Genomic DNA, 26,756 nt, shown 5'->3' on the forward strand with positions numbered 1-26,756 from the left:
ACCCACTTATAAAGTGAATCGTTCTCGTTCTAATGTGGTGTTACTATTCGTTGACTCCAAGCTCAGAGCCTTCAATGTTTAGGTTTAATTTATCGCTAGTCACTTCATCGTCATCGTCAGCTTCGCGCATTTCGATCTCTTCTTCATCGCCAGAGAGGATTTTAACATCCATACCTAAGCTTTGAAGCTCTTTGATCAAAACTTTGAAGGATTCCGGAACGCCTGGTTCTGGAACGTTCTCACCCTTAACGATGGACTCGTATGTTTTCACACGTCCAACTACGTCATCTGACTTCACGGTAAGGATTTCTTGCAATGTATAAGCAGCTCCATAAGCCTCGAGTGCCCATACTTCCATCTCCCCGAAACGTTGTCCACCAAACTGTGCTTTACCACCCAGCGGCTGCTGAGTAACAAGTGAGTAAGGACCCGTGGAACGAGCATGGATTTTATCATCAACCATGTGTGCGAGTTTGATCATGTACATAACGCCGACGGTTACTTCGCGTTCGAAGGACTCCCCCGTACGACCATCGTACAGAATCGTTTTACCGCTACGTTGCATACCTGCTTCTTCCATCGCATCAAATACGTCATACTCACGCGCTCCATCGAATACTGGCGTAGCTGCATGAATACCTAAGTACTTGGAAGCCATACCTAAGTGAACTTCAAGCACTTGACCGATGTTCATCCGGGAAGGAACCCCTAGTGGATTCAGAACGACTTCAACCGGCGTACCATCTGGAAGGAAAGGCATATCTTCTTCAGGGAGAATACGTGCTACTACCCCTTTGTTACCATGACGTCCCGCCATTTTGTCGCCTTCGGAAATTTTCCGCTTTTGAGCAATGTAGACACGTACAAGTTGGTTCACACCAGGAGGCAGCTCATCGCCGTTCTCACGTGTAAATACTTTTACATCGACAACGATACCGTCTGTACCATGCGGTACGCGTAGGGACGTGTCACGAACCTCACGAGCCTTCTCACCGAAGATCGCGTGCAGCAATCTTTCTTCCGCCGTCAATTCCGTTACACCCTTCGGTGTTACTTTACCAACAAGGATATCGCCAGCGCCAATTTCAGCACCGACACGAATGATTCCGCGCTCATCAAGATTCTTAAGTGCGTCTTCCCCTACGTTCGGGATATCGCGAGTAATTTCTTCAGGTCCAAGCTTCGTATCACGTGCTTCGGACTCGTATTCCTCAATATGAATGGAGGTGTACACATCTTCTTTGACAAGCTTTTGGCTTAGCAAGATCGCATCCTCATAGTTGTAACCTTCCCAAGTCATGAAAGCTACGACTACGTTACGTCCAAGCGCCAATTCACCTTGCTCAGTTGATGGTCCATCAGCAAGGATATCCCCTGCTTTAATCAATTGACCCTTTTTAACAATAGGACGTTGATTAATGCAAGTACCTTGGTTAGAACGCATAAATTTGTGAAGCTTATATTTGACGATGTTGCCGCTGACCAGCTTGCCATCAACCATCTCTTGGCGACGCAACCAAATTTCATTCGCAGCAGCCTTCTCAATAATTCCATCAAATTTGGAGACAATACATACTCCTGAGTCCTTAGCAACTTTGTGCTCCATACCTGTTCCTACAAGTGGTGCTTTAGGAATAAGAAGTGGAACAGCTTGACGCTGCATGTTGGAACCCATCAACGCACGGTTGGAGTCATCATTTTCAAGGAACGGGATCAACGCTGTCGCAACAGAGACAACTTGTTTCGGTGAAACGTCCATGTAATCGACACGTTCAACCGGAAGTGTTAAGTTATCATCTTTGTAACGAACGATAATCGCATCTTCAACGAATTTGTTATCTTCCGTCAACTTCGCATTCGCTTGCGCGATAACGTAGTTATCTTCTTCATCCGCTGTCAGGTAAGCGATTTGATCTGTTACCAAACCTGTCTTCGGATCTACCCAACGGTACGGAGCTTCAATAAAGCCATACTCGTTAATACGGGCAAACGTAGACAAGGAGTTGATCAGACCAATATTCGGTCCCTCAGGCGTCTCAATTGGACACATACGGCCATAGTGAGAGTGATGCACGTCACGAACTTCCATCCCTGCGCGCTCTCTCGTCAAACCGCCGGGTCCGAGTGCAGACAGACGTCTTTTGTGCGTCAATTCAGCAAGCGGATTCGTTTGGTCCATAAACTGAGAAAGCTGGGAGCTACCGAAGAACTCTTTGATCGATGCGATAACAGGACGAATATTAATCAATGCTTGCGGCGTGATCACATTAGCGTCTTGAATCGACATACGTTCACGAACAACACGTTCCATACGGGAAAGACCGATACGGAATTGGTTTTGAAGCAATTCACCTACAGAACGAAGTCTACGGTTACCAAGATGGTCAATATCATCCGTATTTCCAATACCATGAAGTAAGTTAATAAAGTAGTTAATGGATGAAATGATATCGGCAGGCGTGATGTTTTTGACAGCTTTATCAATAACACCGTTAGAAATAACCTTAACTACCTTGCCTTCTTCTGTTGGTGAGTAAACATTAATGCACTGAACAGGGATGGTATCCGCGCCAGTTACACCTTTAGGAATCGTAAACTCTTTATATCCCGCACCTTTTTCGATAAAAGGAAGGATTTCATCTAGTACACGGCGATCCAACAATTGTCCAGCTTCAGCAATGATTTCTCCCGTTTCGGAATCTACCAAAGTTTCAGCCAAACGTTGATTGAACAATCGGTTTTTGATGTGTAATTTTTTATTGATTTTGTAGCGACCTACGTTAGCCAAATCATAACGCTTCGGATCAAAGAAACGAGCAACAATCAAGCTTCTTGCATTATCAAGTGTAGGTGGCTCACCCGGACGAAGACGCTCATAGATTTCGATTAACGCTTTTTCCGTAGAATCCGTGTTATCTTTATCGAGCGTATTACGAATATATTCGTTATCGCCAAGTAAATCTAGAATTTCAGCATCCGTACCAAATCCTAATGAGCGAAGCAATACAGTAACTGGAATTTTACGCGTACGATCGATACGAACATAGATGATATCTTTCGCATCTGTCTCTAACTCCAGCCATGCTCCACGGTTCGGAATCACTGTTGCTGTGTAAGTTTTTTTGCCGTTTTTATCCACTTTCGTGCTATAATAAACACTGGGAGAACGAACTAGCTGGGAGACGATTACACGCTCCGCACCGTTAATAATGAACGTTCCCGTATCAGTCATAATAGGGAAATCCCCCATGAACACTTCTTGTTCCTTGACCTCACCGGTTTCCTTATTAATCAAACGGACTTTGACTCTTAACGGCGCCGCATATGTTACGTCGCGTTCTTTGGACTCATCAACAGAATACTTAGGATCACCTAAGCTATAGTCGATAAACTCCAGTACTAGGTTCCCTGTAAAATCCTGAATCGGGGAGATATCCTGAAACATCTCACGAAGTCCCTCTTCCAAAAACCACTCATACGATTTTTGCTGGATTTCAATCAGGTTTGGAATGCCCAGAACCTCATTAATTCGTGCATAAGTCCTGCGTTTACGTCGTCCAAATTGAACAAGATGTCCCGCCAACTTTCATTCACCCCTCAACTCTACTCAATAAATAAAAAGAAAGAAGAAAAACTTCGACCGACGTACACTCAGGACGCCTCCGTTAGTGGAGCCCGTCCGAATTAAGCGACTGTATGGATGAAGGTTTTTTTCTGTATTCAACAAGGCTTTATCAAGAATTTCTTCCCATCCTGTTAGAATTTCCCAAAATTCAAACATTATACGTTACTGGTTCGAATTTTATTCATAACGGCTAAAAAAAAGACTTGACATTTTTACCAACTAAAGACATGTGTCCCATCTTAATACTGACATTTTTTAATAATATCACATTTGAAATGTCAAGTCAAACAAATTCCCACGTATATTCACAAGACCTTATTTGGTTGCTTTGAGAATGCGGTAGCCTTTATCTTTCGATACCTCTACCACTTCGCTATACATAGTTTCCAGTTTCTTCACTGCTGATGGCGCCCCTTGCTTCTTCTGAATGACAAGCCACAGTGAGCCTCCATCTTTCAAACAATCATACGCCTCTTCGAAAATCCGATGAACCGTTTCTTTCCCGGCACGAATTGGCGGATTGGTCAATACAGCATCAAACTCTTGATCCTTTACACGTTCCAACAAATCACTCTGCAGAATCGTGACATTCGCAATCCCATTTCGCCGCGCATTTTCTTTTGAAAGTTCAACTGCTCGCTCATTGATGTCGACCATTGTCACATGACCTTTCGGACATATAACCGCAGCACTCAACCCCATGGGCCCGTAGCCACAGCCAACATCAAGAACACTTGCATCATCCGACAGTTCCATTGTTTCTATTAAATGCTTACTTCCGTAATCGACACCTTTTTTCGAAAACACACCCGCATCCGTAAGAAACGTAAATGCCTTACCACGAAGTGTCTCTTGCGTTGTAAGGACATCGCTCTTTACGGTTGGTCGCTGTGTGTAGTAATGCTCTGACACGCTTGAATTCCCTCCTTTTCTACCTATAGGAAAATCAAATAACCACGTGCGTTCCTAAGGCTTTCCTAAGGGTAAAAACTTAGGCACAATAAACGACTACGCCGTCCATAAAGGACAGAAGCGTTTATCTAGACAATGTTGAAAAAAACCTCTTGAAGTCAAGCTTCAAGAGGTTTCCTAAGAAAAAGAATTACTTAACTTCTACAGAAGCGCCAGCTTCAGTAAGCTTAGCTTTAACAGCGTCTGCTTCTTCTTGGCTAACTTTTTCTTTAACTGCTTTTGGAGCTCCGTCAACAAGGTCTTTCGCTTCTTTCAGGCCAAGACCTGTGATTTCGCGAACTACTTTGATTACGTTGATTTTGGATGCGCCAGCACTTGTCAAGATAACGTCAAACTCAGTTTGAGCTTCTTCAACTGCTACTGCTGCGCCGCCGCCTGCTGCTACTGGAGCTGCTGCTGTTACGCCAAACTCTTCTTCAATTGCTTTAACCAGGTCGTTCAATTCCAAGATTGTCATGCCTTTGATTGCTTCTAGGATCGTTGCATTTGTGCTCATGGTTAAACCTCCATTATCATTAATAAATTAGTTTTTTTGTTTGTAAAACATGTAGTACCTTGTAATTAAGCTTGACCTTCAGCTTCTTTTTTCTCTGCAACTGCTTTAACAGCAAGTGCAAAGTTACGAACTGGAGCTTGAAGAACGCTAAGCAACATGGAGAGAAGACCATCTCTGGATGGAAGTTCTGCAAGTGCTTTGATTTGATCGTATCCAACTACGCGGCCTTCGACCACGCCAGCTTTTACGCTCAATTTATCGTTCTTTTTCGCAAATTCAGTCAAGATTTTAGCTGGAGAGATTACATCGTCTTTGCTGAAAGCAATAGCTGTTGGTCCTGTTAGGAACTCATCCAACTCAGTCAGTTCAGCGTTAGCCGTTGCGCGTCTCGCTAGGGAGTTCTTGAGAACTGTAAATTCGATACCAGCTTCACGTAAGCTTTTGCGCAGCTGAGTTACTTGAGCTACGTTCAAACCACGGTAATCTGCTACGATTGTACAAGTGCTAGCTTTAAACTTTTCAGTTACAACAGCTACTGCTTGTTCTTTCTCTGCAAGAATTTTCGCGTTTGCCATAGTACACCTCACTTCTTATGCATTTATCTTTCAAGATCGCAAACAGTAGGAGCATTAGCATTTCTTATCTATGAATAAGAAATGCCTTCGTAGACGCTACGAAGGCATGATGTGTTCACTTTTTCCCTGATGTACAAAGAAATCGTTATATATATCATAACACCTCGGTAGGAAATTAAGCTGTTAAGCACCTACTGTCTACGGTTTGCATATTCATTTTTAGGACCTTTGATAGAGTATCACGCCCAGTAACCGAAGTCAACTGGAAGCTATTTCTTATCTAAAGGATGACAGGTTCACACGTACGCTTGGACCCATTGTGGACGATACAGCAATGTTCTTAAGGTATACACCTTTAGCTGCTGCTGGTTTCGCACGAACAAGTGCATCAACCAATGCTTTGAAGTTTTCGTTCAACTTGTCTGCATCGAAAGATACTTTACCAAGTGGAGCATGGATTTGGCCTGCTTTATCAAGACGGTATTCGATTTTACCAGCTTTGATCTCTTGAACAGCTTTAGTAACGTCGAAAGTAACTGTTCCTGCTTTAGGGTTTGGCATTAAACCTTTACCCCCGAGGATACGACCCAGTTTACCAACTTCGCTCATCATGTCAGGAGTAGCTACGCAAACATCGAACTCGAACCAACCTTGTTGAATTTTGTTGATCATATCTGCATCACCAACAAAATCTGCACCAGCTGCTTCAGCCTCTTTTGCTTTCTCGCCTTTTGCAAATACGAGAACGCGTTTTGTTTTACCAGTACCGTGTGGAAGTACAACGACACCACGAACAGCCTGATCTTGTTTTCTTGGGTCTACACCCAGACGAACTGCAACATCTACAGTTTCATCAAATTTAGCAGGAGCTGTTTTCTTAACAAGCTCGATAGCTTCTGACGGATCATACAAAGTTTCAGCATCTACAAGCTGAGCTACTTCGCGGTATTTTTTACCGTGTTTAGGCATAATATTTATCCTCCTTAGTGGTATTAGCGGATAATCCTCCCACCGAGCGACTTCCATGTTTTCGTAGAAAACATTTCTGTAGGCTTCGAGCTTACACAGTCGCATTCCTTGCGGAATTAATCTTCGATGACGATTCCCATGCTGCGAGCAGTACCTTCAACCATACGCATTGCAGCCTCAACGGATGCAGCATTTAGGTCAGGCATTTTTTGTTCAGCGATTTCGCGAACTTTAGCGCGTTTCACAGTTGCAACTTTCTTTTTGTTTGGTTCACCGGATCCTTTTTCGATACCAGCAACGACGCGAAGAAGAACTGCAGCCGGAGGCGTTTTAGTGATGAATGTAAAGGAACGGTCTTCGAAAACTGTGATTTCAACCGGAATGATTAGACCAACTTGATCAGCAGTACGAGCGTTAAACTCTTTACAGAAAGCCATGATGTTCACACCTGCTTGACCCAATGCTGGACCGATCGGTGGTGCTGGATTTGCTTTCGCAGCTTGAACTTGTAGCTTCACGATTTTAATAACCTTTTTTGCCATGATAGACACCTCCTTGCAGTAATATAGGAGTCTTCGAAGAATCAAAGTCTCACTATTCAGGAAAATAATGCGATCCCACTAACGTAGGTCTATCCCAAGGAATAGACCTGGTAGAACCTTTTGGTTGTCATGTTCTTAGAGTTTCTCTACTTGGTCGAAATCGAGCTCAAGCGGTGTTTCTCTTCCAAACATGTTGACATGTACCTTCAGTTTACCCTTATCGGCAATAATCTCTTCAACAGAGCCAACAAAGTTTGCAAATGGACCCACTTTGACGCGTACGGTTTCTTTCAGTTCGAAGTCAATAACTTCCTTCGGTTCTTCCATTCCCATATGCTTCAGAATCGATTCAACTTCCTCAGGTAATAATGCAGTTGGTTTAGAGCCAGACCCTGTAGAACCTACGAATCCAGTTACTCCTGGCGTATTACGTACTACGTACCATGAGTCGTCGGTTTGAATCATTTCCACGAGGACATACCCTGGGTAAACTTTACGCATGACGACTTTTTTCTTGCCGTCTTTGTTCACCAGTTCTTCTTCCATAGGCACAAGCACACGGAAGATCTTGTCCGTCATTTCCATAGACTCAACACGCTTCTCTAAGTTGGCTTTCACTTTGTTCTCATACCCTGAATAGGTATGTACGACGTACCATCTTTTTTCCATGAATAAATTCACCTATAGTCCTGTTTATTTAAAAACAAGGCGCAGCAACTCAGAAATTCCTAGATCCAGCACAAAAAAATAAATAGCAACAAAAGTTACTGTACCTATAACGACAAGCGTATAAGTAGTCATCTCTTTGCGACTTGGCCACTTGACCTTTTTGAGTTCTGTCCAACTGTCGGTGAAGAAGGAAAAAGTGGATCCGAAGCTTTGTCTCATTCTAGCCAAGAACGCCACAAACTACACCTCCAAAGAACTACCTAGTCTCGCGATGAGCAGTATGTTCATTGCAAAATTTGCAATATTTCTTCAACTCAATACGGTCGGGATTGTTGCGCTTATTTTTAGTGGATGCATAGTTTCTTTGTTTGCAATTTGTGCACGCTAATGTGATGATGACCCGCATGATGTACACCTCCTACAGACACTTTCTAATTAAAGCCCTTCTAAGCGCATCAAAAAGAAAGCGACTTTTAGGGCTACCTGAAACACTTTATCACAACTGTCCCCCGAGTGTCAAGGTAGAAGTCTCACAAAAGCAAGAGTATCACCAGTATAGGCTCTCACACGGGTTACTAAACATACAAACAAGAAAAACACCCGTACAGCTCAAGCGGCACGGGCATTCCTACAAATCTCTGACTTCTAAATACCGCTCAAGCTTCCGCTTGACACGTTGGAGAGCATTGTCAATTGACTTCACATGGCGATCGAGATCCACAGCAATTTCTTGATAGGATCTGCCATCGAGATAGAGCATTAACACTCTACGCTCTAAGTCACTTAAAATCTCTCCCATTTTATCTTCAAGTCCCGTAAACTCTTCTTGATTAATTACAAGTTCTTCAGGGTCCGTGACCCTGGAACCGCTAATGACATCAAGCAGCGTCCGATCAGAATCTTCATCATAGATGGGCTTATCCAGTGACACGTAGGAATTAAGAGGTATATGCTTTTGACGAGTTGCTGTCTTAATAGCCGTGATGATCTGCCGCGTGATACACAGTTCAGCAAAGGCTTTGAATGAAGCAAGCTTGTCTCCTCGGAAGTCGCGGATAGATTTATATAAACCTATCATACCTTCCTGCACAATATCTTCTCGGTCTGCACCTATCAAAAAATAAGAACGTGCTTTGGCACGAACAAAATTCTTATACTTGTTGATAAGATATTCCAAAGCTTCGCTACTGCCTTCACGGACTGCTTCGACAATGTCTTCATCTGGCTTGAGGTCATAATCATACATTCTCAGTTCTTTGAGGTCGACACTCACCAACAATCCCTCCGGCCTGCAAGACTACCCAGATTTCACTATAAAAGTTAGGTTAAGTATACATGATGAAATCTCACACCGTCAACGGGGAACCCCACCATTTCTAGCATTTGGAGGATTTACTCCCCTCTTCGCCACCGTTCAAACTTCGCTTTCATCTCGTCGCTCAGTTTGCCGTCGAATGGATTGCGTTTGGTTGTCGTCTCTGGCACAATGCGTTCGCGGACCTCTTTACGATTCTGTTTGATTTTCACTAGCAATTCCTTCGCTGGCATGCGGAGCGCCCCTTTGCCAAATATGACATGCTGCTCAATCATATCCGATGTCGCCACGAATATTTCCTTGCGCCGCCCCATCAGATTCGTAACCAGTCGTTCGATTCGCTCATCTGCGGTTTCCTTCTCTTTGGTATAGAGCACAGCCAGCTTATTCTGCACATATTTCTTACCCAGCCCAGGCACCATGTAGGCATCAAAAACCAGATAGACCTTCATTCCCGAAAAGGATTGAAATTCAGCAAGCATATGGATCAGACCGTCACGTGCGCCTTCAAGATCAGTATCCTTTAGTTTACTTAACTCGGGCCAGGCTCCGATAATGTTGTAGCCATCTACAATTAGGATCTGTTCCATCCTATTTAGCTCTTATTGCGCTGTCTTACCACTTCATACATCAAAACACCCGCGGCAACGGAGGCATTCAACGAATTAACATGTCCGGCCATCGGCAGCTTGACTAAGAAGTCGCATCTTTCTTTAATAAGTCGACCTACACCTTTACCCTCGTTCCCAATAACTAGGGCAATCGGAATCGAAAAGTTAGCTTTATACACGTCCTGAGCAGCCGAGACATCCGTACCAGCAACCCACACACCTTGCTCCTTCAATTGCTCAATAGTTTGGGCAATGTTCGTTACACGTGCAACAGGTACATACTCAACGGCGCCTGCCGAGGTTTTGGACACTGTCGCAGTTAAGCCTACGGAACGGCGCTTCGGTATAATCACCCCATGAACCCCCGTACAATCTGCTGTACGCAGTATGGATCCTAGGTTATGCGGATCTTCAATTTCATCCAGAATCAAAATGAATGGCTCTTGTCCAAGCGCTTTCGCCTTGGCTAAGATATCCTCAACTTCCACATAGGCATACGCTGCAACTTGTGCAACAACGCCTTGATGTTGGAGCCCCTCAGCCATTTGATCCAGCTTACGCTTGTCCGTGAATTGGACAATAATACCTAGATTCTTGGCTTCTGCCACAATCGGGCCTGCGAATTGCTTCTGAGCACCCTCGGCAATCCATATTTTATTAATCGTCCGTCCAGCACGAAGGGCCTCCAAAACGGAGTGCTTCCCGCCGATAATGTCTTCATCCATCCTAATTCCTCCTAAAAGTACGTGCGAATGCTTGTCTATTTCCTGTTCTATTTCTGCTTCTGATCATGCGTGATGGCGAAGTCTAATATCTCTTTCAATCGCTCAAAAGATTGTTTGTAATATAAATATCCGATTAAGCACTCAAACGCGGTGCTGTGCCGATATTCCAGCACATCCGCGTTTTTGGCTGTTGTTCCTGACTTGGCGTTACGCCCCCGCTTCACGATGTCTACTTCTTCTTCTGTTAGCGTGGGCATCAAAGCAGTCAACAATTTGGACTGCGCTTTGGCAGAGACAAATCCCGTAGAAGCTTTATGCAAGTGGTTCGGGCGATGGTTAGCTCCAGATATGACATATTGCCGGATGTAGACTTCATACACAGCATCCCCAATATACGCCAACACAAGCGGATTTAATAAATTCGGACTTTTTGAAGGCGGGAAAGCAAATAGGTTAGCAAAATCCTGATTCTGTTCACTCATTTGCGGCGCCAACGTATACCTTGTGGTGTATCTTCAAGGAATATCCCCTTCTCTGTTAGCAAATCACGAATTTCATCCGCGCGTGCCCAATTCTTCGATTTACGCGACTCCGTACGTTCAATGATCAGTTGTTCGATCTCCTCATCCAGCAATTCATCGGCTTGTTGTGAAAGAATGCCCAGCGTTACATCGAATGCCTCTAACTGCGCCATGTATAGCTTCAATGCATCCGCATTGACCCGCTCCTGTTGCAGGTACAAGTTCGCTTCCGCAACGAGATCGAATACCGCGGTAATCGCATCCGGCGTATTGAAGTCATCATTCATTTTATCTACGAATTGGTTCGAAATCGCCTGCAATTTATCTGCAATTGCAGCTTCAACTTCACCTGTCGCAGATGCAGTAGCAAGGCGGTGCTTCATATTATCGTACGCATTCTGAATCCGTTCCAACGCATTCGCCGCTTGCTTCAAGCTTTCATCGCTGAAATTTAGCGGATTCCGGTAGTGCGCGGATAACATAAAGAAACGGAATACTTCCGGTTTAATTTGTTTAACGAGATCTCGGATTAAAATACCGTTTCCGAGTGATTTCGACATTTTCTCATTGTCGATATTAAGGAACGCGTTGTGCAGCCAATAATTGGCCATTGGATGACCTGTTACCGCCTCGGTTTGAGCAATCTCACATTCATGGTGAGGGAATGTTAAGTCTTGCCCGCCGCCATGAATATCAATGGTTTCGCCCAAGTATTTACGCACCATGGCGGAGCATTCAATATGCCAGCCTGGACGGCCTTGGCCCCAAGGGCTATCCCAATAAATCTCACCTGGCTTCGCAGCTTTCCATAGGACAAAGTCCTGAGGATTCTCTTTACGCTCATCCACCTCAATACGAATTCCGTGCTGAAGTTCTTCCAGATTTTGCTTAGAGAGCTTGCCGTAATCCGTGAATTTCGACGTTCTATAATACACATCGCCGCGCGCTTCGTATGCGAAATCTTTCTCCACAAGCGCAGCAATGAAGTCGATGATTTCTTGAATATTCTCTGTTACACGCGGATTCAGCGTAGCATCATGAACACCCAAGGATTGGATATCTTCTAAGAATGCCGCGATGAACGTTTCGGCTAGCTCTGGCACGGAAACCGCCATTTCCTCGGCTTTTCGAATCATTTTATCATCCACATCGGTAAAGTTCGTGATATACGTGACTTCATACTGCTGCGATTCCAAATAACGACGAACAACGTCGAAAAATATAACAGGCCGGCCGTTACCAATATGAATGTAGTTATACACCGTTGGGCCACATACATACATCTTCACTTTACCAGGCTCAATAGGAACAAATTCTTCCTTCTTACGCGTTAACGTATTGTATACTTTGAGTGTCATGTTCTCCTCAATTCTCCATTCTTCTTCCGTTCTTCTTCAAGTTGGTATTTCAAGTCATTAATTTGACTCTGTAATTCTTGGAAAATATCGACGATCGGATCGGGCAAATTACCATGATCCAATCTATTCACACGGACACCGTCTCGCTTCACAAGTTTAGCGGGAATCGTGACGACTGTGCTATTGGAAGGAACCTCCTGAATAACAACCGCATTAGAGCCAATACGTGAGTTTTCACCTACAAGGAAGGATCCGAGAATTTTGGCACCAGAACCAATAACTACATTATTACCAATTGTTGGGTGTCTCTTACCTTTCTCTTTCCCCGTTCCACCTAAAGTTACTCCTTGATACAGGATGACATCATCCCCGATCTCACAGGTTTCCCCGATAACAACCCCCATACCGTGGTCAATAAACAATCTTTGACCGATTGTCGCGCCCGGATGGATTTCGATCCCTGTCATGAACCGGCTTATTTGAGAAACGATACGTGCCAGGGTATACATCCTTTTTGTATAAAACCAATGCCCAATTCGATGCGACCAAATCGCATGAAGTCCCGAATACGTAAAAACAACCTCAAACCAACTGCGCGCTGCAGGGTCGTTATCGAATACGGCGGATATATCAGATTTGATCGTTGACCACATATGCTCACCTTCTTGCTTAGGATGATGTTGGTATGAAATAAAAAAAGCCCCTGCAGCCCTAAGGCTGCAGAGGCGTGGTAATCGCGGTTCCACTCTGCTTGGTGACTCGGAAGTCTCCCAACTCAAACCCGTAACGTGGGTGTTCCGGCTGCGCCTACCCTACTCGGTGAGTATTCGGCGCGGCTGCTCCCAGGTGCATTTCTGATTACAAGGATTGGATAACTCACAGCCAAAGCCTCACGGCCTTGATTATCCTCTCTGACAAATCCTCACTTAACCATACTCTCCTGATCATGGCATTTCGTATTTCATTGAGTTAAGTATAGCGAAAAGAACCCCGCTTTACAATAAGCTCTGAAGACGTGAAACGACTTTTTCTTTCCCAAGAAGGAAAAGGGACACATTCAGATCCGGTCCATGGACTTGACCTGTCAACGCGGAACGAACAGACATGAACAATTGCTTCCCTTTGAAGCCTGTTTCCTTCTGCACAGCTTTAAGCAGTGCCGGCATCGCTTCAACCGTGAAAGCTTCTGCTTGCTCGACTTGAGCTAAGAAGCTCGTCAAAACGACAGGGACATGCTCTTCTTTCAATACGGCCGATGCTTCCTCGTCGATGACCAGTTCTTCTATGAAGAAGAGGCTAGACAATTCCACGATCTCAGCCGCGAAGCGCATTCTTTCTTGATTGAGGCTAACTAATGCCTCCACCCACGCTTGTGCTGTTGCATCCAAGTCACCTTGGATGTACCCAGCTTTGCGCAAATGCGGCAAGCACAAATCCACAACGCGGGAAAGCGGAGCCTTTTTCAGATACGCATTGTTCATCCAATTCAATTTATCCATATCAAACACAGCAGGACTCTTGGATACACGATCCAGATCAAACTGCGCGATCAATTCTTCCTTCGTGAACATCTCTTCTTCCCCGCCAGGAGACCAACCTAGCAGCGCGATAAAGTTCAGCACCGCTTCCGGCAAGTAACCAAGCTCTTTGTACTGCTCAATAAACTGAATGATGGACTCATCCCGTTTGCTCATCTTCTTACGATCGGGATTCAAAATCAAAGATAAATGCGCGAACTCAGGAATTGGCATATCCAGCGCTTCATACATCAGGATTTGTCTCGGCGTATTAGATAGATGCTCTTCACCACGAATAACCAAGCTGATTTTCATCGTGTAGTCATCCACAATAACAGCAAAGTTGTAAGTCGGGATCCCGTCCGGACGTGCAATAATGAAATCGCCAATCCCATTGGAATCGAACTCCACATGTTCGCGTACTTTATCTTCTATTGCAATGATGCGATCTGCAGGAACACGGAAACGCGTTGAAGGCACACGACCTTCAGCTTGATACGCAGCGATTTGCTCAGGCGTCAAGTTACGGCATTTGCCGGAGTATCCGCCCATTTCCCCGCTAGCCTCTTGCTCAGCGCGCTCTTGCTCTAGATCCGCTTCAGAGCAATAGCAGCCATAGGCGTGACCACTTTGCAGCAGTTTATCGAGGTAGGTCTTGTAGATATCAAGTCTCTCCATCTGACGGTAAGGGCCGTAAGGGCCGCCGATATCCACACTCTCATCCCATTCAAGGCCAAGCCATCTCAGACCATTCAACTGATCTTCGACGCCAGACTCCTTGTGACGGGTTTGATCCGTATCTTCAAAGCGCACAACAAATGCGCCGCCACCCTTGCGAGCTAATAAATAATCAAACAGTGCCGTACGGGCACCGCCAATATGTAAATGTCCAGTCGGACTAGGTGCATAACGCACGCGTAAAGGCTGACTCATAGTAGTATCCCCTTTTCTTCTTCCATGCATGAATATCTGCTATTTTATCACATCACGAATTAAACAAACAACCGATTGTGCCGCGATTCCCTCGCCTCGCCCCGCAAACCCAAGCTGTTCTGTCGTTGTCGCTTTCACGTTCACTTGATCTGGCTCTGCTTCTAACGCAGCAGCAATAATATCTACCATTTGCGGAATATACGGCAGCATCTTCGGTTTCTGAGCGATAATCGTGGAATCTGCGTTCCCCAATTTGTAGCCCTTCTCCTTCGCTAATTGCCATACCCGCTTCAACAAGACTAAGCTATCCGCATCTTTATACTCGGCAGCTGTATCCGGGAAATGCTTCCCGATATCGCCAAGACCTAGTGCGCCTAAGATCGCATCACTAATCGCGTGCAACAGCACATCCGCATCGGAGTGCCCCAGCAACCCTTTTTCATATGGAATCGTTACGCCTCCAATAATGCATTTACGGCCTTCTACCAATTGATGAACATCAAATCCATTTCCTACACGAATCATATGCAATCCTCTCCCCTTACGTTATGTAAAATCCAATCAGCCCAAGGTAAATCTTCAGGGGTCGTAATTTTAATATTATAATAGTCCCCTTCTACCACATGCACCGCAGCGCCTAAACGCTCCACTAAACTCGCATCATCAGTCCCCATAAACTTGGCCTCCAAGGCCTTCTCATGCGCCTCCCGTAGGAGAGAAAGACGAAAAGCCTGCGGCGTTTGGATGGCCCACAAGCTTCGTCTGTCCGGTGTTGATTGAATGCGCTTATCCGCTGCATCCACAACCTTAATTGTATCCTTGACGGGAACGGCTAGGACAGCTGCCCCTACTTCTTGTGCCTTTTCAAGACACTCGAACATATGTTCTTTTTTCACGAAAGGGCGAACACCGTCATGCACAAGCACCCATTCTGTTCCCACTTGCAAGGCATGAAGACCACGTCTAACGGAATCTTGACGCTCTGCGCCTCCTGCTAGCACGCTCGTTACCTTGGTAAGTGCATAACTCGTGAGATAGCCATTACAGCGACTCACATCATCTGCACCAACAACGAGAACAATCTCATCCACTTCATGTATGTTTTGAAATAATTGCAAGGTATGTACCAGAATTGGCTTCTGTCCCAGTTGCAGGTATTGTTTGCTTTCTGCTGTACCCATGCGCGAACCCTTGCCCGCTGCTACAATAATAACCCCTAGCTTCCCCATAAGTCCTCCAACTTGGCGCTTTCAAAGGCGAAAGCTTTCTTCGTAAGCATAGGCCCAAGTCAACTTGAAAGAGCTATGTTACATCTCCTTATCATACTGGTTTTATTGTGCTTTTTCCAATAGTTTTGGTTTCGCAAAAATCATTCGACCAGCCGACGTCTGGAGCACACTCGTTACCATCACTTCCAACGTCATACCGATGAAATCACGTCCGCCTTCGACTACGATCATCGTACCATCATCGAGATAAGCTACACCTTGTCCATGTTCCTTGCCGTCTTTAATGACTTGAACAATAATTTCTTCTCCCGGTAGGACAACTGGCTTCACTGCATTCGCAAGATCGTTGATATTGAGCACCGATACACCTTGCAGTTCACACACTTTATTAAGGTTAAAATCGTTCGTAATCACTTTCCCTTGAAGTACCTTGGCTAAGCGCACCAGCTTGCTGTCCACTTCGGCAATTTCTTCGAAATCCCCTTCATAGATGAGGACCTTCACTTCAAGTTCTTTTTGGATTTTGTTCAAAATGTCCAGTCCGCGACGACCACGGTTTCGCTTCAGTAAATCTGACGAGTCTGCAATATGCTGCAGCTCTTCCAAAACGAACTCCGGAATAACCAGGGTCCCTTCGATAAATCCCGTTTTGCAAATATCTGCGATCCGGCCATCGATAATGACACTCGTATCCAAAATCTTATGTTCCTCGTACGGACGATGCGTCTGCTTCTCAGGGCCTCCAGATCGACTCTTTGCAATGACCTGCACGAGCTCTTCCCGCTTGCTGTAGCCGATACGGAAGCCCATAACGCCCAATACAGCCGAAACGAGGAATGGTAAGAATGGCCCTGCCCATTTGGCTTGCTCAAGCACAGGGAATAACATAACCGAAACTAGCAGCCCAATCACAAGACCTAGAGTACCGGAAAGCAAGTCCGACACGGGAATATCCGTGACATTGCGTTCCCCTCTCATCAGCAAATTCATGCCGACATTCGCTACCCACGCGGAAATCAAAAACATCCCTACTGCACATAAACTATTAATCCAAAATACTTGTCCTGCTTGACTTATGACATCCGTCGTTGAAAGGAACGAATCGCTCCACCTATAACCTAAACTGCCACCCATGATGGCCAAAATGATTTGTACCCATTTCTTCATCACAGATTCACCTCCTGCATCAACTTTTTTTGAGCCTTATTACAATTATGTTCCAATTTATGCAACGTTAATCACTTCTTTAGTCGGAAAATTGAAATATTAGAGGGCATCCATTATAATGAAATGGAAGTTACCAACCAACCAGAGGTGGATGGAATGAGCTCCTTGACTTTAAAGCAGTTTCAAGATCAAGTGTCCGAATTGTTACTCCGTCACCGTAGTCTGCTTGATGTCTTATCCAAATTTCAACAGTCAGGCGCAGCTGCCAACCGTTCCGTGGTGAAATCCATTACTGAATGTGGATGTATTCAGGTTCATGCAGCCAAGCAAGAGTATCATCCAGAGATGACCTTGGATGAGGCTAAGGATGTTCTTCGCACCCACGTATCTGGTCACTTATGTGAGCAATGCATTGAGGTCGTTAGTAGCGAACTAGGTAGGAATCTTTTCTACATGTCTGCGCTAAGCAACATTCTTGATATTAATTTGGAGCAAGTCGTTGAGAACGAATCAAAGAAATGTACAACACTGGGCCTATTCAACATGTCATGATGATGAAAACAAAAAAAGCATTTATTCTTCCTGAAGGTTCAGGAGAGAATAAATGCTTTTTATTTTCGAACAATGTGTTTAAACGTCAGACTTGACCGAATTGTTATCGTCTACGCCACGTCTTTTGTTCTTTCTGCGAAGATTACGGAGACGGATGAAGTATCCATCAACGTTTTTTTTTAGGCCGTAAAGAGCGTACATCAAAAGCGGTACGAAAATCATTTTGGAAATGGATTCTGGCCATTTGATCGCAATCAAAATTGCGGCTGCAACGATAATTGGTGTAATCCAAATCGCTGCTTTAGGAATACCCGCTTTTTTGAAATTCGGATATTTCACTGTGCTGACCATTAAGTATGACAATAGAACTGTACTTACAAGAAGTACATATACGTTGATATCGTTCACGAATAAAGCTAATGTACAAAGAACACCGCCTGCTGCTGGAATCGGTAAACCGATGAAATAGCCAGGCGTACCGGCAACAACATTGAATCGAGCTAACCGCAGCGCTCCACAGATCGGGAAGATCGCTGTTACTATCCAAGCAAATGCTGGACTAATGACGGTAGGGTCGTTAAATGCAACTACATACATGATAAAAGCAGGAGCGACACCGAAAGAAATAACATCGGATAAGGAGTCTAATTCTTTACCGAACTCACTTTGAGCGTTCAACGCTCGCGCAACACGTCCATCGAGTCCATCTAATAGCATTGCGACAATGACAAGCACAGCAGCGATGCCATGTTCTCCACTGAAGGCTAAGATAATCGATAGTACGCCTAGGAATAAGTTCCCTACTGTAAAGAGACTGGGAATTGATTTCGTTAACATATGTTTTTGTCCACCTCTGGATTTACTATACCCTAAACTTGACTTCATGAAACCTCAACAATGATACTTTATGATTGTATCCACTTTAAATATGTCTGTCAATGAACACTTGTTCCTGAATTCTTTTGAGACCTTCCTTAATGGCGCGGGCTCTCACTTCTCCGATTCCGTCAACTTCATCCAATTCTTCGATCGTCGCCATCATCATGTGTGGCAAGTAGCCAAACTTCTCCACTAGATTACCAATAATGATCGATGGTAACCGCGGAATTTTGCCTAAAATGCGGAAGCCACGTGGGGAAACCGGCTCTTCAGCAATCGAATTGGTATGAGAATACCCAAGCAAGCGAATAATTTGCTGGGGCTCAAGCAGCTCATCAGATGACAGACGCTTCAAACCAGCCTGCATCTCCTTGACTCTTTCCTCGGATAATTCTCTTACATAATCTTTTACGAGCAAACGCGCCTCAAGTTCCGCATTCCCAACAAGTTCTTCTAATTGCATGCTAATTAAGCGTCCCTCATTGCCAAGTTCGTTAATATAACGATTAATTTCAGCCTTGATGCGTAAAACCATCTCAAATCTAGCAATGACATTGGTAATATCATGAAGGGTGACTAACTCCTCAAATTCTGATGCACTCAGATTCGTAAGGGACTGATCCAACACAACCTTGTATCTCTCCAACGTTTGGATCGCTTGGTTTGCTTTGGTCAGAATGACACCAATATCTTTCAGCGCATATCTTAAATTACCTTGATAAAGCGTAATGACATTCCGCCGCTGTGAAATGGAAACGACTAATTTATTCGTTTGCTTCGCCACACGCTCCGCTGTTCGATGTCTAATCCCCGTTTCGGACGAGGCAATCGACGAATCCGGAATTAGCTGTGTGTTCGCATAGAGGATACGCTTGATGTCCTCGCTGAGAATTATGGCACCATCCATTTTGGCAAGCTCATACAAATAGTTAGGTGAAAAGTCGCAATTTATGGAGAACCCACCATCCACGATTTCAGTTACCTCGGAACTGAAACCTACAACAATCAGTCCACCTGTTTTGGCGCGTAAGACATTCTCCAAACCATCACGAAATGGCGTACCAGGTGCTACCAATTGGAGCAATTGGCTCATCACATCTCGTTTCATCTCTTCTTTACTCATCATTTTCCTCCTGAAGGCTTATAGCTTGCAGAACTCACGTTAACCCAGTGCTGCTTTCAATGCCTCTGCCACCGTGTTTACCCCAATAATCTCCATCCCTTTCGGATGTGTCCACCCCTTCAAACTTTTCTCAGGCATAATCACTCTACGGAAACCAAGCTTCTCTGCTTCCTTCACACGTTGATCAATCCGAGATACGCCGCGGACTTCTCCTGTTAAGCCGATTTCTCCGAACACAACATCAAAAGGCTGCGTCGGTTGATCTCGGAAACTGGATGCGATACTAATGGCGATCGCCAAGTCCACAGCTGGTTCATCCAGCTTGATTCCACCTGCCACGTTGAGATAAGCATCTTGATTTTGTAAGAACATGCCCATCCGTTTCTCTAATACTGCGATAATTAAGGAGAGACGATTGTGATCAACACCCGTCGCCATCCTTCTTGGGGAAGGGAAGTTCGTCGAGGAGACGAGTGCTTGAATCTCCACTAAGACGGGACGCGTCCCCTCCATACTAGCTACAACGGCAGAACCAGCCACACCAAGCGGTCTTTCTGATAGAAATAGCTCAGATGGATTATTGACTTCTACGAGCCCAACCTCTTGCATTTCAAAGATACCGATTTCATTTGTCGAGCCAAAACGGTTCTTCACCGCTCTTAACACACGATAGGAATGATGTCGTTCCCCTTCAAAGTAGAGCACACAATCAACCATATGCTCCAGCATTCTAGGCCCCGCTATTGCCCCTTCCTTCGTCACATGCCCGACTAGGACCGTTGCAATTCCCTTACCCTTAGCTATTCTCATAAAATGGCCTGTGCATTCCCGAACCTGCGATACGGTTCCAGGTGCCGAAGTAATCGCTGGGTGAAATACCGTTTGGATCGAATCGATCACCAGAAAATCAGGATTCGTTTCTTGGATAGCTTCCTCGATAAGTTCGAGATTCGTCTCACATAATACATATAGCAGCGGAGAGGAAGCATTTAACCGATCGGCGCGAAGCTTCGTCTGCTTAATCGATTCTTCTCCTGATATATAAAGGACTTTTTGCTGGGCTTGTGTGAGTTCGAAGGACGTTTGCAAAAGCAAGGTTGATTTCCCAATACCAGGATCTCCACCAACGAGGATGAGTGACCCAGGGACAATGCCTCCGCCTAGGACACGATTTAATTCTTTGTTGCTTGTGACAACTCTCGGTTCAGAGCTGCTTTCTATATGTATGATGGGAATCGCTTTTTCTTTCGTTTTGGGGATTGAAGATGTCATACCCTGCGTACGAACGACTGTTTCAATTTCTTCCACCATCGTATTCCAAGACTGACATCCTGGGCATTTGCCCATCCATTTCGGTGAATCATAGCCACATTCTTGACAGCTAAATTTAGTTTTTTGTTTACTCATAGAAGAAATTGCTCCTTAACATGGGGATATCCTTTTTGGTTATCCTTACCAATAAAGTTTACCATTTTTATGTTTCTCATGAAAGTGCCGAAAGAAATAAAAAGCATCTCACTCCACCCTCATCGGATGAAGTGAAATGCTTCTTCACTTTCTCTTACTTCGCTAATGAAACGCCTTCGCCCTTCAGGACAATTAACTCACCTTCATTCTCATCAATCGTGAGTGAATCACCTTTGGAAATATTGCCTCTCAGCAATTCTTCCGACAAGCGATCTTCGATATGCTTTTGAATCGCTCTGCGCAATGGACGCGCACCATAGGTTGGATCAAATCCTTCCTTGGCCAGGAACATCTTCGCTTTATCCGTTAACAAGAAATCAACCTCTTGCTCTTTCAGACGCTTGCGCAGATCATCAGCCATTAAGGTAACGATTTGTGCAATGTGTGCTTCATCTAAAGAGTGGAATACGATGATTTCATCGATCCTGTTAAGGAACTCAGGACGGAAGCTTTTCTTCAACTCGCCCATAACCTTGTCTTTCATATTCGTATAGTCTCTTCCAGCATCCAATGCAGCTGTGAAGCCAAGCGAGGAGTTTTTCTTAATCATGTCCGCGCCGACGTTGGAAGTCATAATGATTAGCGTGTTACGGAAATCAACGGTACGACCTTTGGAATCCGTTAAACGACCATCCTCTAACACTTGCAACAGGATGTTGAACACTTCTGGATGCGCCTTCTCAATTTCATCGAGGAGGACGACAGAGTAAGGTTTGCGGCGGACTTTCTCTGTAAGCTGACCACCTTCTTCATAACCCACATATCCTGGAGGCGCCCCTACTAAACGGGAAGTTGAATGCTTCTCCATATACTCGGACATATCGATACGAACAACGGCATTGTCATCTCCGAAGAGGGATTCTGCTAACGCGCGTGCAAGCTCGGTTTTACCAACACCCGTTGGTCCAAGGAAGATAAAGGACCCCATCGGACGCTTCGGATCCTTCAAACCTGCTCTTGCGCGGCGGATCGCACGACTCACGGCTTTAACCGCTTCTTCTTGTCCAATGACGCGTTCATGAAGGATATCTTCCATCTTGAGCAAGCGATCTGTTTCTTCTTCAGCAAGCTTGCTAACCGGAATTCCCGTCCAGCTCGCTACGATTTGCGCGATGTCATCCGGCGTAACTTCCGTATCCAGACGACCTTGTTTCTCTTTCCACTCGTTCTTCGTCGAGTCTAGCTCTTCGCGAAGCTTTTGCTCCGTATCACGAAGCCCTGCTGCTTTCTCGAACTCTTGACTTTGAACGGCAGCGTCTTTCTCTTTGCGAATATTCTCCAACTTACTTTCAAGCTGTTTCAATGATGGTGGTGTCGTATATGAACGCAATCTAACTTTGGAACTTGCTTCGTCGATCAAGTCGATCGCTTTATCTGGCAAGAAACGGTCTGTGATATAACGATCGGATAGCTTTACAGCTTCTTGAATCGCAGCATCAGTAATCTTCACACGGTGATGGGCTTCGTAACGATCACGCAAACCATACAGGATTTGAACCGCTTCTTCTGGTGAAGGTTGGTCTACTGTAATCGGTTGGAAACGACGCTCAAGTGCAGCATCTTTCTCAATGTATTTGCGGTACTCATCAAGTGTTGTAGCTCCAATACATTGCAGCTCTCCTCTAGCAAGAGCCGGCTTTAGGATGTTAGAGGCATCAATAGCGCCTTCCGCTCCACCAGCACCAATCAATGTATGAAGCTCATCAATGAACAAGACGATATTGCCCGCTTGGCGGATTTCATCCATGATCTTTTTGAGACGATCCTCGAATTCACCGCGATACTTCGTTCCTGCAACAACAGAGCCCATATCAAGGGTCATAACGCGTTTATCTTTCAACGTTTCAGGAATTTCATTGTTAATGATCTTTTGTGCAAGGCCTTCAGCAATTGCTGTTTTACCAACCCCAGGTTCACCAATCAGTACAGGATTGTTTTTAGTTCTACGGCTCAACACTTGAATCACACGCTCAATCTCTTTGCTACGGCCGATTACAGGGTCCAAATGCCCCTCCTTAGCGTAGGCGGTCAAATCTCTTGCCAGTCCATCCAATGTAGGCGTGTTCACATTAGGATTGGTTCCATGGCTAGGCGAGACTGTTTCACTACTGCCTAGAAGCTGCAGAACCTGCTGACGTGCTTTGTTCAAGGAAACCCCAAGATTATTAAGAACTCTTGCAGCTACACCCTCACCCTCACGAATCAGTCCGAGCAAAATATGTTCAGTCCCCACATACGTGTGACCTAATTTTCTCGCTTCATCCATCGAAAGTTCAATCACTTTCTTAGCTCTAGGTGTATACGCGATGTTGGTCGGTTGCTCTTGCCCTCTGCCAATTAGAGATTCGACTTCATCTTGAATTTTCTCAAGACCAAGGCCGAGCGCAACGAGTGCTTTAGCAGCAATGCCTTCACCTTCACGAATAAGTCCTAGTAAAATGTGCTCTGTTCCAATATTGTTATGTCCTAATCGAACAGCCTCCTCTTGGGCAAGAGAAAGCACCTTCTGCGCACGTTCCGTAAATCTGCCAAACATCATAGCGAACACCTCCAAAAGTAGTATATCTATGGAATTCCTAAAGGATGATTCTTACCTTACCACATTAGAAAGTATAAGTTTTCGGTTCACGAAAACATCTTTCTAATTGGCGATAAAACCTACCTACCTCTAAACGCGGTCGCTCATCTCTGAATGGCCCGATAGAGGTTTTCTCACTTCTTTCTTCTTATACCCTGCCAAATTTCTCGCGAATCAGTTCGGCCCGCCGCATGTCTCGCTCTTCCGCATTCAGCTTCTCACCCGCATATTGTTGAAGAAAACCAGGTTGCGTCATAACAAGCAGTTCATTGAGAACGTGAGAGGATACATTATTGATGATACCCACGTCGATCCCCAATCGTACATCTGACAATCGCTGTGCCGCTTCCTTAGAGTCTATAATCCCAGCATAGGATAGAATACCAAGGGACCGATTCACACGATCAATAATCCGCATTCTAGACTCTTGTAATAGCTTATGTCTGGCGGCACGTTCATGCTCTATAATTTGCCTTGCCACACTATATAAATTATCAATAATCTCTTCTTCCGATTGACCTAACGTAATTTGATTAGAGATTTGGAATAGATTACCTAAAGCTTCGCTACCTTCCCCATATAATCCTCTAACCGTCAACCCAACTTGTGTAACTGCGGATAAAATACGATTAATTTGCTGACTAAGCACTAGCGCGGGGAGATGCATCATAACAGATGCTCTAATCCCAGTTCCGACATTAGTCGGACAGCTCGTTAGATAGCCTCTTTTTTCATCGTATCCATAATCCATCTGTGTTTCAAAAATATCATCAATCTGGTTCGCCAGATCCCAAACCTCTTTAATCTGGAAACCAGGACATAAACATTGTATGCGAAGATGATCCTCTTCATTGATCATAATACTAATTGATTCATTATCGCTTAAAATAACGGCACCATTCCTGGATTCGTTAGCTAAATTAGGACTAATTAAATGTTTCTCCACTAGCACCATTCGCTCGAGCTCATTCAGCTCCGCGAGTGGAATGAGCGAGAAGTTGCTTATCGTTTCCAACTCATCATTCTCAAGAACACCAGATAACTGTTCCAGCACTTCCTGTGATTGTTGATTGGTCGCGAGCATGGGATATGGATAGTCTCTCAGGTTACGCGCAATTCGGATTCGACTGCTTATGACAATATCCGACTCTGGCCCTTCACCCTTCATCCATTCACTCAAAGCATCTCCTGTAAACCGCTGTAATGTCACTGGATTCACACTCCCTTACAAACTTACATACCCGCAATTTTCTTTTCAATCTCACGAATTTGGTCACGTATCTGGGCAGCCTGCTCGAATTCTTCGCTCTCGATACAGGTCATCATATCTTTCTTCAAAAGATCGATCTCACGCTTGCTTTGAATGATACCGCCACTTCGCTTGGGAACTTTCCCAACATGAACGATATTCCCATGCACTCGCTTGAAAAGAGGGTCTAATTTGACCGAGAAACTTTGATAACAGGACCCACAACCAAACCGACCTAATTTACTGAATTGCGAATACGTAAGACCGCAGTTATCACAGCGGATAGCCTGAGACTTTGCCGCGGACAATGGTTCAAAATCAAGTAAGCCTGATAGTAAATTGTGAATCGAAAAGCCGTTCGATGTTCCTGGAATCATCTCGCCCTTCTCGCGGGCACAATTCTCACAAATGTGGAACTCGTTCTTGTCTCCATTCACTATCTTGGTGAAGTGAAGAGTCGCCGGTCGTTTCCCGCATTCCTGACAAACCATTCCATCTGCCTCCTTATCTGCTAAGCAAGGATATCAGCATTGCTTTAAGAATCTTGGCCCGAATTTCATCGCGCAGCGGGAGTTTAAAGGTCAATACATCTCTGGATATCGCTGCCCGAATCAGGTTAGCTTCTCTGGTGGAAATATAATGCCCCTCTTGCAATTGATAAATGAGCCCCTCTGAGGTGACTTGATCAATGTGGGTATGAATCGTACGGAAGATATGATCTAGAATTGATCCATGACTCTTGAGCTCGATCTTCTGAATCCGAATATAGCCGCCACCGCCGCGTTTACTCTCCACCACATAGCCTTTTTCCAAGGTGAACCTTGTACTGATGACATAATTGATTTGAGAAGGCACGCATTGAAACTGGTCTGCTAAATCGTTCCGTTGAATCTCGATAGCCCCTTCCGTACTTTGTTGCAGGACGTGCTTTAAGTACTGTTCAATAATTTCTGATACATTGCGCATCAATTCGGCCTCCCAGATTTCTAGAAGTAAATTGACTTTGACTTTCTTTGACCTTAACTAAATTATAATCATTTCCTTTCTTTTTGACAAGTACTGCCCCTAAAATGTCTCCCCCACGATTCCGATAGCCTTATGTGAACCTTACTATTGTTGACCTTACCTAGGGATTTATTCGAAAGTAATTTAATAAAAACTGTTGATAATACTCGACTTACATAATAAGGAGGGCAATTTGATGTATATCTGCAACTATCTTAATTACTCACCTGCTCCTCGCCTTTACGGATTGAGACAAAAGCCAGAAGCGTATCATGAATCGATACAACTAAATCGATTTTACACAGTTATTTTTGCTGATCTTACCACTTTCATCAAAATTAATGGATTTTGTACAGTTACTTTGGGCTAAAACGGTTGAGATGGCGAGTTCAGATGATATTAGATGGAGGTTTTCCATCTAATTCGGTTTTTCAGGGCAAATCCAACAAATTAACTGTAGTATATGCAGTTAATCGTTATGTAGGATGGGGGGTGCCTTAACTCGGGCATCCCTAAGATGAATGCAAAAAAAGAGCCTTACCTGGAATTCTCCAAGTAAGGCTCTTTCAGTTGCTTGGCAACGTTCTACTCTCCCAGAACCCTGCGGTTCAAGTACCATCGACGCTGGAAGGCTTAACGGTCGTGTTCGAGATGGGAACGCGTGGATCCCTTCCGCCAT

27 protein-coding genes, 1 rRNA gene and 1 other annotated feature are annotated in these 26,756 nt (G+C 44.7%); of the genes, 1 reads left to right on the forward strand and 27 read right to left on the reverse strand.

Features of this window, described 5'->3' with window-relative positions:
- Positions 1 to 43: 43 nt before the first annotated feature.
- The 19 genes from rpoB to AC58QG_RS35545 all read right to left on the reverse strand — a co-directional run bounded on the left by rpoB (position 44) and on the right by AC58QG_RS35545 (position 17,227).
- The gene (rpoB, locus tag AC58QG_RS35455) at positions 44 to 3,583 is read right to left on the reverse strand and encodes a DNA-directed RNA polymerase subunit beta (protein WP_497349609.1); all 3,540 of its coding nucleotides are present in this window, start codon (positions 3,581 to 3,583) and stop codon (positions 44 to 46) included.
- A 357-nt stretch (positions 3,584 to 3,940) separates the two neighbouring features.
- Complete coding sequence (locus AC58QG_RS35460) at positions 3,941 to 4,537, reverse strand: class I SAM-dependent methyltransferase (RefSeq protein ID WP_497366667.1); 597 nt, start codon at positions 4,535 to 4,537, stop codon at positions 3,941 to 3,943.
- A 190-nt stretch (positions 4,538 to 4,727) separates the two neighbouring features.
- On the reverse strand, positions 4,728 to 5,093 hold the full coding sequence (rplL, locus tag AC58QG_RS35465; RefSeq protein ID WP_057313458.1) for a 50S ribosomal protein L7/L12: 366 nt from the start codon (positions 5,091 to 5,093) through the stop codon (positions 4,728 to 4,730).
- 65 nt (positions 5,094 to 5,158) lie between these two features.
- Positions 5,159 to 5,668, reverse strand: a complete 510-nt coding sequence (gene rplJ / locus AC58QG_RS35470) for a 50S ribosomal protein L10 (protein ID WP_497366668.1) — start codon at positions 5,666 to 5,668, stop codon at positions 5,159 to 5,161.
- A gap of 68 nt (positions 5,669 to 5,736) precedes the next feature.
- Positions 5,737 to 5,890, reverse strand: a sequence feature (ribosomal protein L10 leader region).
- Between the two features lie 54 nt (positions 5,891 to 5,944).
- Positions 5,945 to 6,637 (reverse strand): 50S ribosomal protein L1, encoded by a 693-nt coding sequence (rplA, locus tag AC58QG_RS35475; RefSeq protein WP_057313460.1) that lies wholly within the window; start codon positions 6,635 to 6,637, stop codon positions 5,945 to 5,947.
- Between the two features lie 116 nt (positions 6,638 to 6,753).
- Entirely contained in the window at positions 6,754 to 7,179 is a 426-nt protein-coding gene (gene rplK, locus AC58QG_RS35480) for a 50S ribosomal protein L11 (RefSeq protein ID WP_028557508.1), read from the reverse strand.
- A gap of 135 nt (positions 7,180 to 7,314) precedes the next feature.
- The gene (nusG, locus tag AC58QG_RS35485; protein WP_028557509.1) at positions 7,315 to 7,848 is read right to left on the reverse strand and encodes a transcription termination/antitermination protein NusG; all 534 of its coding nucleotides are present in this window, start codon (positions 7,846 to 7,848) and stop codon (positions 7,315 to 7,317) included.
- Between the two features lie 24 nt (positions 7,849 to 7,872).
- Positions 7,873 to 8,085: a preprotein translocase subunit SecE gene (gene secE, locus AC58QG_RS35490; RefSeq protein ID WP_497366669.1), complete on the reverse strand. Its 213-nt coding sequence runs from the start codon at positions 8,083 to 8,085 to the stop codon at positions 7,873 to 7,875.
- A 19-nt stretch (positions 8,086 to 8,104) separates the two neighbouring features.
- Complete coding sequence (gene rpmG, locus AC58QG_RS35495; RefSeq protein WP_079418041.1) at positions 8,105 to 8,254, reverse strand: 50S ribosomal protein L33; 150 nt, start codon at positions 8,252 to 8,254, stop codon at positions 8,105 to 8,107.
- Between the two features lie 222 nt (positions 8,255 to 8,476).
- Complete coding sequence (gene sigH / locus AC58QG_RS35500; protein ID WP_028557511.1) at positions 8,477 to 9,121, reverse strand: RNA polymerase sporulation sigma factor SigH; 645 nt, start codon at positions 9,119 to 9,121, stop codon at positions 8,477 to 8,479.
- Positions 9,122 to 9,240: 119 nt separating this feature from the next.
- A complete protein-coding gene (locus tag AC58QG_RS35505) occupies positions 9,241 to 9,753 on the reverse strand; it encodes an NYN domain-containing protein (RefSeq protein WP_497366670.1) in 513 nt (170 codons plus the stop codon).
- Between the two features lie 5 nt (positions 9,754 to 9,758).
- On the reverse strand, positions 9,759 to 10,499 hold the full coding sequence (rlmB, locus tag AC58QG_RS35510) for a 23S rRNA (guanosine(2251)-2'-O)-methyltransferase RlmB (RefSeq protein ID WP_497366671.1): 741 nt from the start codon (positions 10,497 to 10,499) through the stop codon (positions 9,759 to 9,761).
- Between the two features lie 47 nt (positions 10,500 to 10,546).
- The gene (locus AC58QG_RS35515; protein ID WP_497366681.1) at positions 10,547 to 10,981 is read right to left on the reverse strand and encodes a Mini-ribonuclease 3; all 435 of its coding nucleotides are present in this window, start codon (positions 10,979 to 10,981) and stop codon (positions 10,547 to 10,549) included.
- Entirely contained in the window at positions 10,978 to 12,378 is a 1,401-nt protein-coding gene (gene cysS / locus AC58QG_RS35520) for a cysteine--tRNA ligase (protein WP_497366672.1), read from the reverse strand. Before cysS ends, AC58QG_RS35515 begins: the two co-directional genes overlap by 4 nt.
- Positions 12,375 to 13,031 (reverse strand): serine O-acetyltransferase, encoded by a 657-nt coding sequence (gene cysE / locus AC58QG_RS35525; protein WP_497366673.1) that lies wholly within the window; start codon positions 13,029 to 13,031, stop codon positions 12,375 to 12,377. Before cysE ends, cysS begins: the two co-directional genes overlap by 4 nt.
- A gap of 342 nt (positions 13,032 to 13,373) precedes the next feature.
- Positions 13,374 to 14,828: a glutamate--tRNA ligase gene (gene gltX / locus AC58QG_RS35530; RefSeq protein WP_497366674.1), complete on the reverse strand. Its 1,455-nt coding sequence runs from the start codon at positions 14,826 to 14,828 to the stop codon at positions 13,374 to 13,376.
- A gap of 39 nt (positions 14,829 to 14,867) precedes the next feature.
- The gene (gene ispF, locus AC58QG_RS35535; protein ID WP_497366675.1) at positions 14,868 to 15,353 is read right to left on the reverse strand and encodes a 2-C-methyl-D-erythritol 2,4-cyclodiphosphate synthase; all 486 of its coding nucleotides are present in this window, start codon (positions 15,351 to 15,353) and stop codon (positions 14,868 to 14,870) included.
- On the reverse strand, positions 15,350 to 16,057 hold the full coding sequence (gene ispD, locus AC58QG_RS35540; protein WP_497366676.1) for a 2-C-methyl-D-erythritol 4-phosphate cytidylyltransferase: 708 nt from the start codon (positions 16,055 to 16,057) through the stop codon (positions 15,350 to 15,352). The genes ispF and ispD overlap by 4 nt, the downstream gene beginning before the upstream one ends.
- A 102-nt stretch (positions 16,058 to 16,159) precedes the next feature.
- Positions 16,160 to 17,227 carry a PIN/TRAM domain-containing protein gene (locus AC58QG_RS35545; protein ID WP_497366677.1) on the reverse strand — a complete coding sequence of 356 codons (1,068 nt, stop codon included), beginning with the start codon at positions 17,225 to 17,227 and terminating at the stop codon, positions 16,160 to 16,162.
- Positions 17,228 to 17,380: 153 nt separating this feature from the next.
- On the opposite strand from AC58QG_RS35545, the gene AC58QG_RS35550 reads away from it, so the two are divergent.
- Positions 17,381 to 17,776, forward strand: coding sequence for a nucleoside triphosphate pyrophosphohydrolase family protein (locus AC58QG_RS35550; RefSeq protein WP_065858819.1), 396 nt, complete (start codon positions 17,381 to 17,383; stop codon positions 17,774 to 17,776).
- Positions 17,777 to 17,854: 78 nt separating this feature from the next.
- Here AC58QG_RS35550 and pssA read toward each other — a convergent pair whose 3' ends face one another.
- The 8 genes from pssA to rrf all read right to left on the reverse strand — a co-directional run.
- Positions 17,855 to 18,613: a CDP-diacylglycerol--serine O-phosphatidyltransferase gene (pssA, locus tag AC58QG_RS35555; protein ID WP_497366678.1), complete on the reverse strand. Its 759-nt coding sequence runs from the start codon at positions 18,611 to 18,613 to the stop codon at positions 17,855 to 17,857.
- An 85-nt stretch (positions 18,614 to 18,698) separates the two neighbouring features.
- Complete coding sequence (gene disA / locus AC58QG_RS35560; RefSeq protein ID WP_497366682.1) at positions 18,699 to 19,778, reverse strand: DNA integrity scanning diadenylate cyclase DisA; 1,080 nt, start codon at positions 19,776 to 19,778, stop codon at positions 18,699 to 18,701.
- A 39-nt stretch (positions 19,779 to 19,817) separates the two neighbouring features.
- A complete protein-coding gene (gene radA, locus AC58QG_RS35565) occupies positions 19,818 to 21,185 on the reverse strand; it encodes a DNA repair protein RadA (protein ID WP_056618365.1) in 1,368 nt (455 codons plus the stop codon).
- A 154-nt stretch (positions 21,186 to 21,339) separates the two neighbouring features.
- On the reverse strand, positions 21,340 to 23,784 hold the full coding sequence (gene clpC, locus AC58QG_RS35570; protein WP_497366679.1) for an ATP-dependent protease ATP-binding subunit ClpC: 2,445 nt from the start codon (positions 23,782 to 23,784) through the stop codon (positions 21,340 to 21,342).
- 187 nt (positions 23,785 to 23,971) lie between these two features.
- Positions 23,972 to 25,033: a protein-arginine kinase McsB gene (gene mcsB, locus AC58QG_RS35575; RefSeq protein ID WP_497366680.1), complete on the reverse strand. Its 1,062-nt coding sequence runs from the start codon at positions 25,031 to 25,033 to the stop codon at positions 23,972 to 23,974.
- A gap of 23 nt (positions 25,034 to 25,056) precedes the next feature.
- A complete protein-coding gene (gene mcsA / locus AC58QG_RS35580) occupies positions 25,057 to 25,563 on the reverse strand; it encodes a protein-arginine kinase activator protein McsA (RefSeq protein ID WP_056618372.1) in 507 nt (168 codons plus the stop codon).
- Positions 25,564 to 25,576: 13 nt separating this feature from the next.
- Positions 25,577 to 26,038: a CtsR family transcriptional regulator gene (locus AC58QG_RS35585; protein WP_056618373.1), complete on the reverse strand. Its 462-nt coding sequence runs from the start codon at positions 26,036 to 26,038 to the stop codon at positions 25,577 to 25,579.
- 611 nt (positions 26,039 to 26,649) lie between these two features.
- Positions 26,650 to 26,756: ribosomal RNA gene (gene rrf / locus AC58QG_RS35590) — 5S ribosomal RNA — on the reverse strand; the annotation flags it as partial.

Source organism: Paenibacillus sp. J22P169 (assembly GCF_059691995.1).

Coding starts and splice junctions, on each gene's coding strand:
- rplK (WP_028557508.1), bottom strand. CDS start 7,179: ATGGCAAAAAAGGTTATTAAAATCGTGAAGCTACAAGTTCAAGCTGCG.
- gltX (WP_497366674.1), bottom strand. CDS start 14,828: ATGAGTCAGCCTTTACGCGTGCGTTATGCACCTAGTCCGACTGGACAT.
- rlmB (WP_497366671.1), bottom strand. CDS start 10,499: ATGGATGAAGACATTATCGGCGGGAAGCACTCCGTTTTGGAGGCCCTT.
- pssA (WP_497366678.1), bottom strand. CDS start 18,613: ATGTTAACGAAATCAATTCCCAGTCTCTTTACAGTAGGGAACTTATTC.
- cysS (WP_497366672.1), bottom strand. CDS start 12,378: ATGACACTCAAAGTATACAATACGTTAACGCGTAAGAAGGAAGAATTT.
- mcsA (WP_056618372.1), bottom strand. CDS start 25,563: ATGGTTTGTCAGGAATGCGGGAAACGACCGGCGACTCTTCACTTCACC.
- rpmG (WP_079418041.1), bottom strand. CDS start 8,254: ATGCGGGTCATCATCACATTAGCGTGCACAAATTGCAAACAAAGAAAC.
- nusG (WP_028557509.1), bottom strand. CDS start 7,848: ATGGAAAAAAGATGGTACGTCGTACATACCTATTCAGGGTATGAGAAC.
- AC58QG_RS35505 (WP_497366670.1), bottom strand. CDS start 9,753: ATGGAACAGATCCTAATTGTAGATGGCTACAACATTATCGGAGCCTGG.
- ispD (WP_497366676.1), bottom strand. CDS start 16,057: ATGGGGAAGCTAGGGGTTATTATTGTAGCAGCGGGCAAGGGTTCGCGC.
- ispF (WP_497366675.1), bottom strand. CDS start 15,353: ATGATTCGTGTAGGAAATGGATTTGATGTTCATCAATTGGTAGAAGGC.
- disA (WP_497366682.1), bottom strand. CDS start 19,778: ATGAGTAAAGAAGAGATGAAACGAGATGTGATGAGCCAATTGCTCCAA.
- AC58QG_RS35550 (WP_065858819.1), top strand. CDS start 17,381: ATGAGCTCCTTGACTTTAAAGCAGTTTCAAGATCAAGTGTCCGAATTG.
- rplJ (WP_497366668.1), bottom strand. CDS start 5,668: ATGGCAAACGCGAAAATTCTTGCAGAGAAAGAACAAGCAGTAGCTGTT.
- rplL (WP_057313458.1), bottom strand. CDS start 5,093: ATGAGCACAAATGCAACGATCCTAGAAGCAATCAAAGGCATGACAATC.
- clpC (WP_497366679.1), bottom strand. CDS start 23,784: ATGATGTTTGGCAGATTTACGGAACGTGCGCAGAAGGTGCTTTCTCTT.
- rplA (WP_057313460.1), bottom strand. CDS start 6,637: ATGCCTAAACACGGTAAAAAATACCGCGAAGTAGCTCAGCTTGTAGAT.
- AC58QG_RS35515 (WP_497366681.1), bottom strand. CDS start 10,981: ATGAGTGAACAGAATCAGGATTTTGCTAACCTATTTGCTTTCCCGCCT.
- radA (WP_056618365.1), bottom strand. CDS start 21,185: ATGAGTAAACAAAAAACTAAATTTAGCTGTCAAGAATGTGGCTATGAT.
- AC58QG_RS35585 (WP_056618373.1), bottom strand. CDS start 26,038: ATGCGCAATGTATCAGAAATTATTGAACAGTACTTAAAGCACGTCCTG.
- cysE (WP_497366673.1), bottom strand. CDS start 13,031: ATGTGGTCAACGATCAAATCTGATATATCCGCCGTATTCGATAACGAC.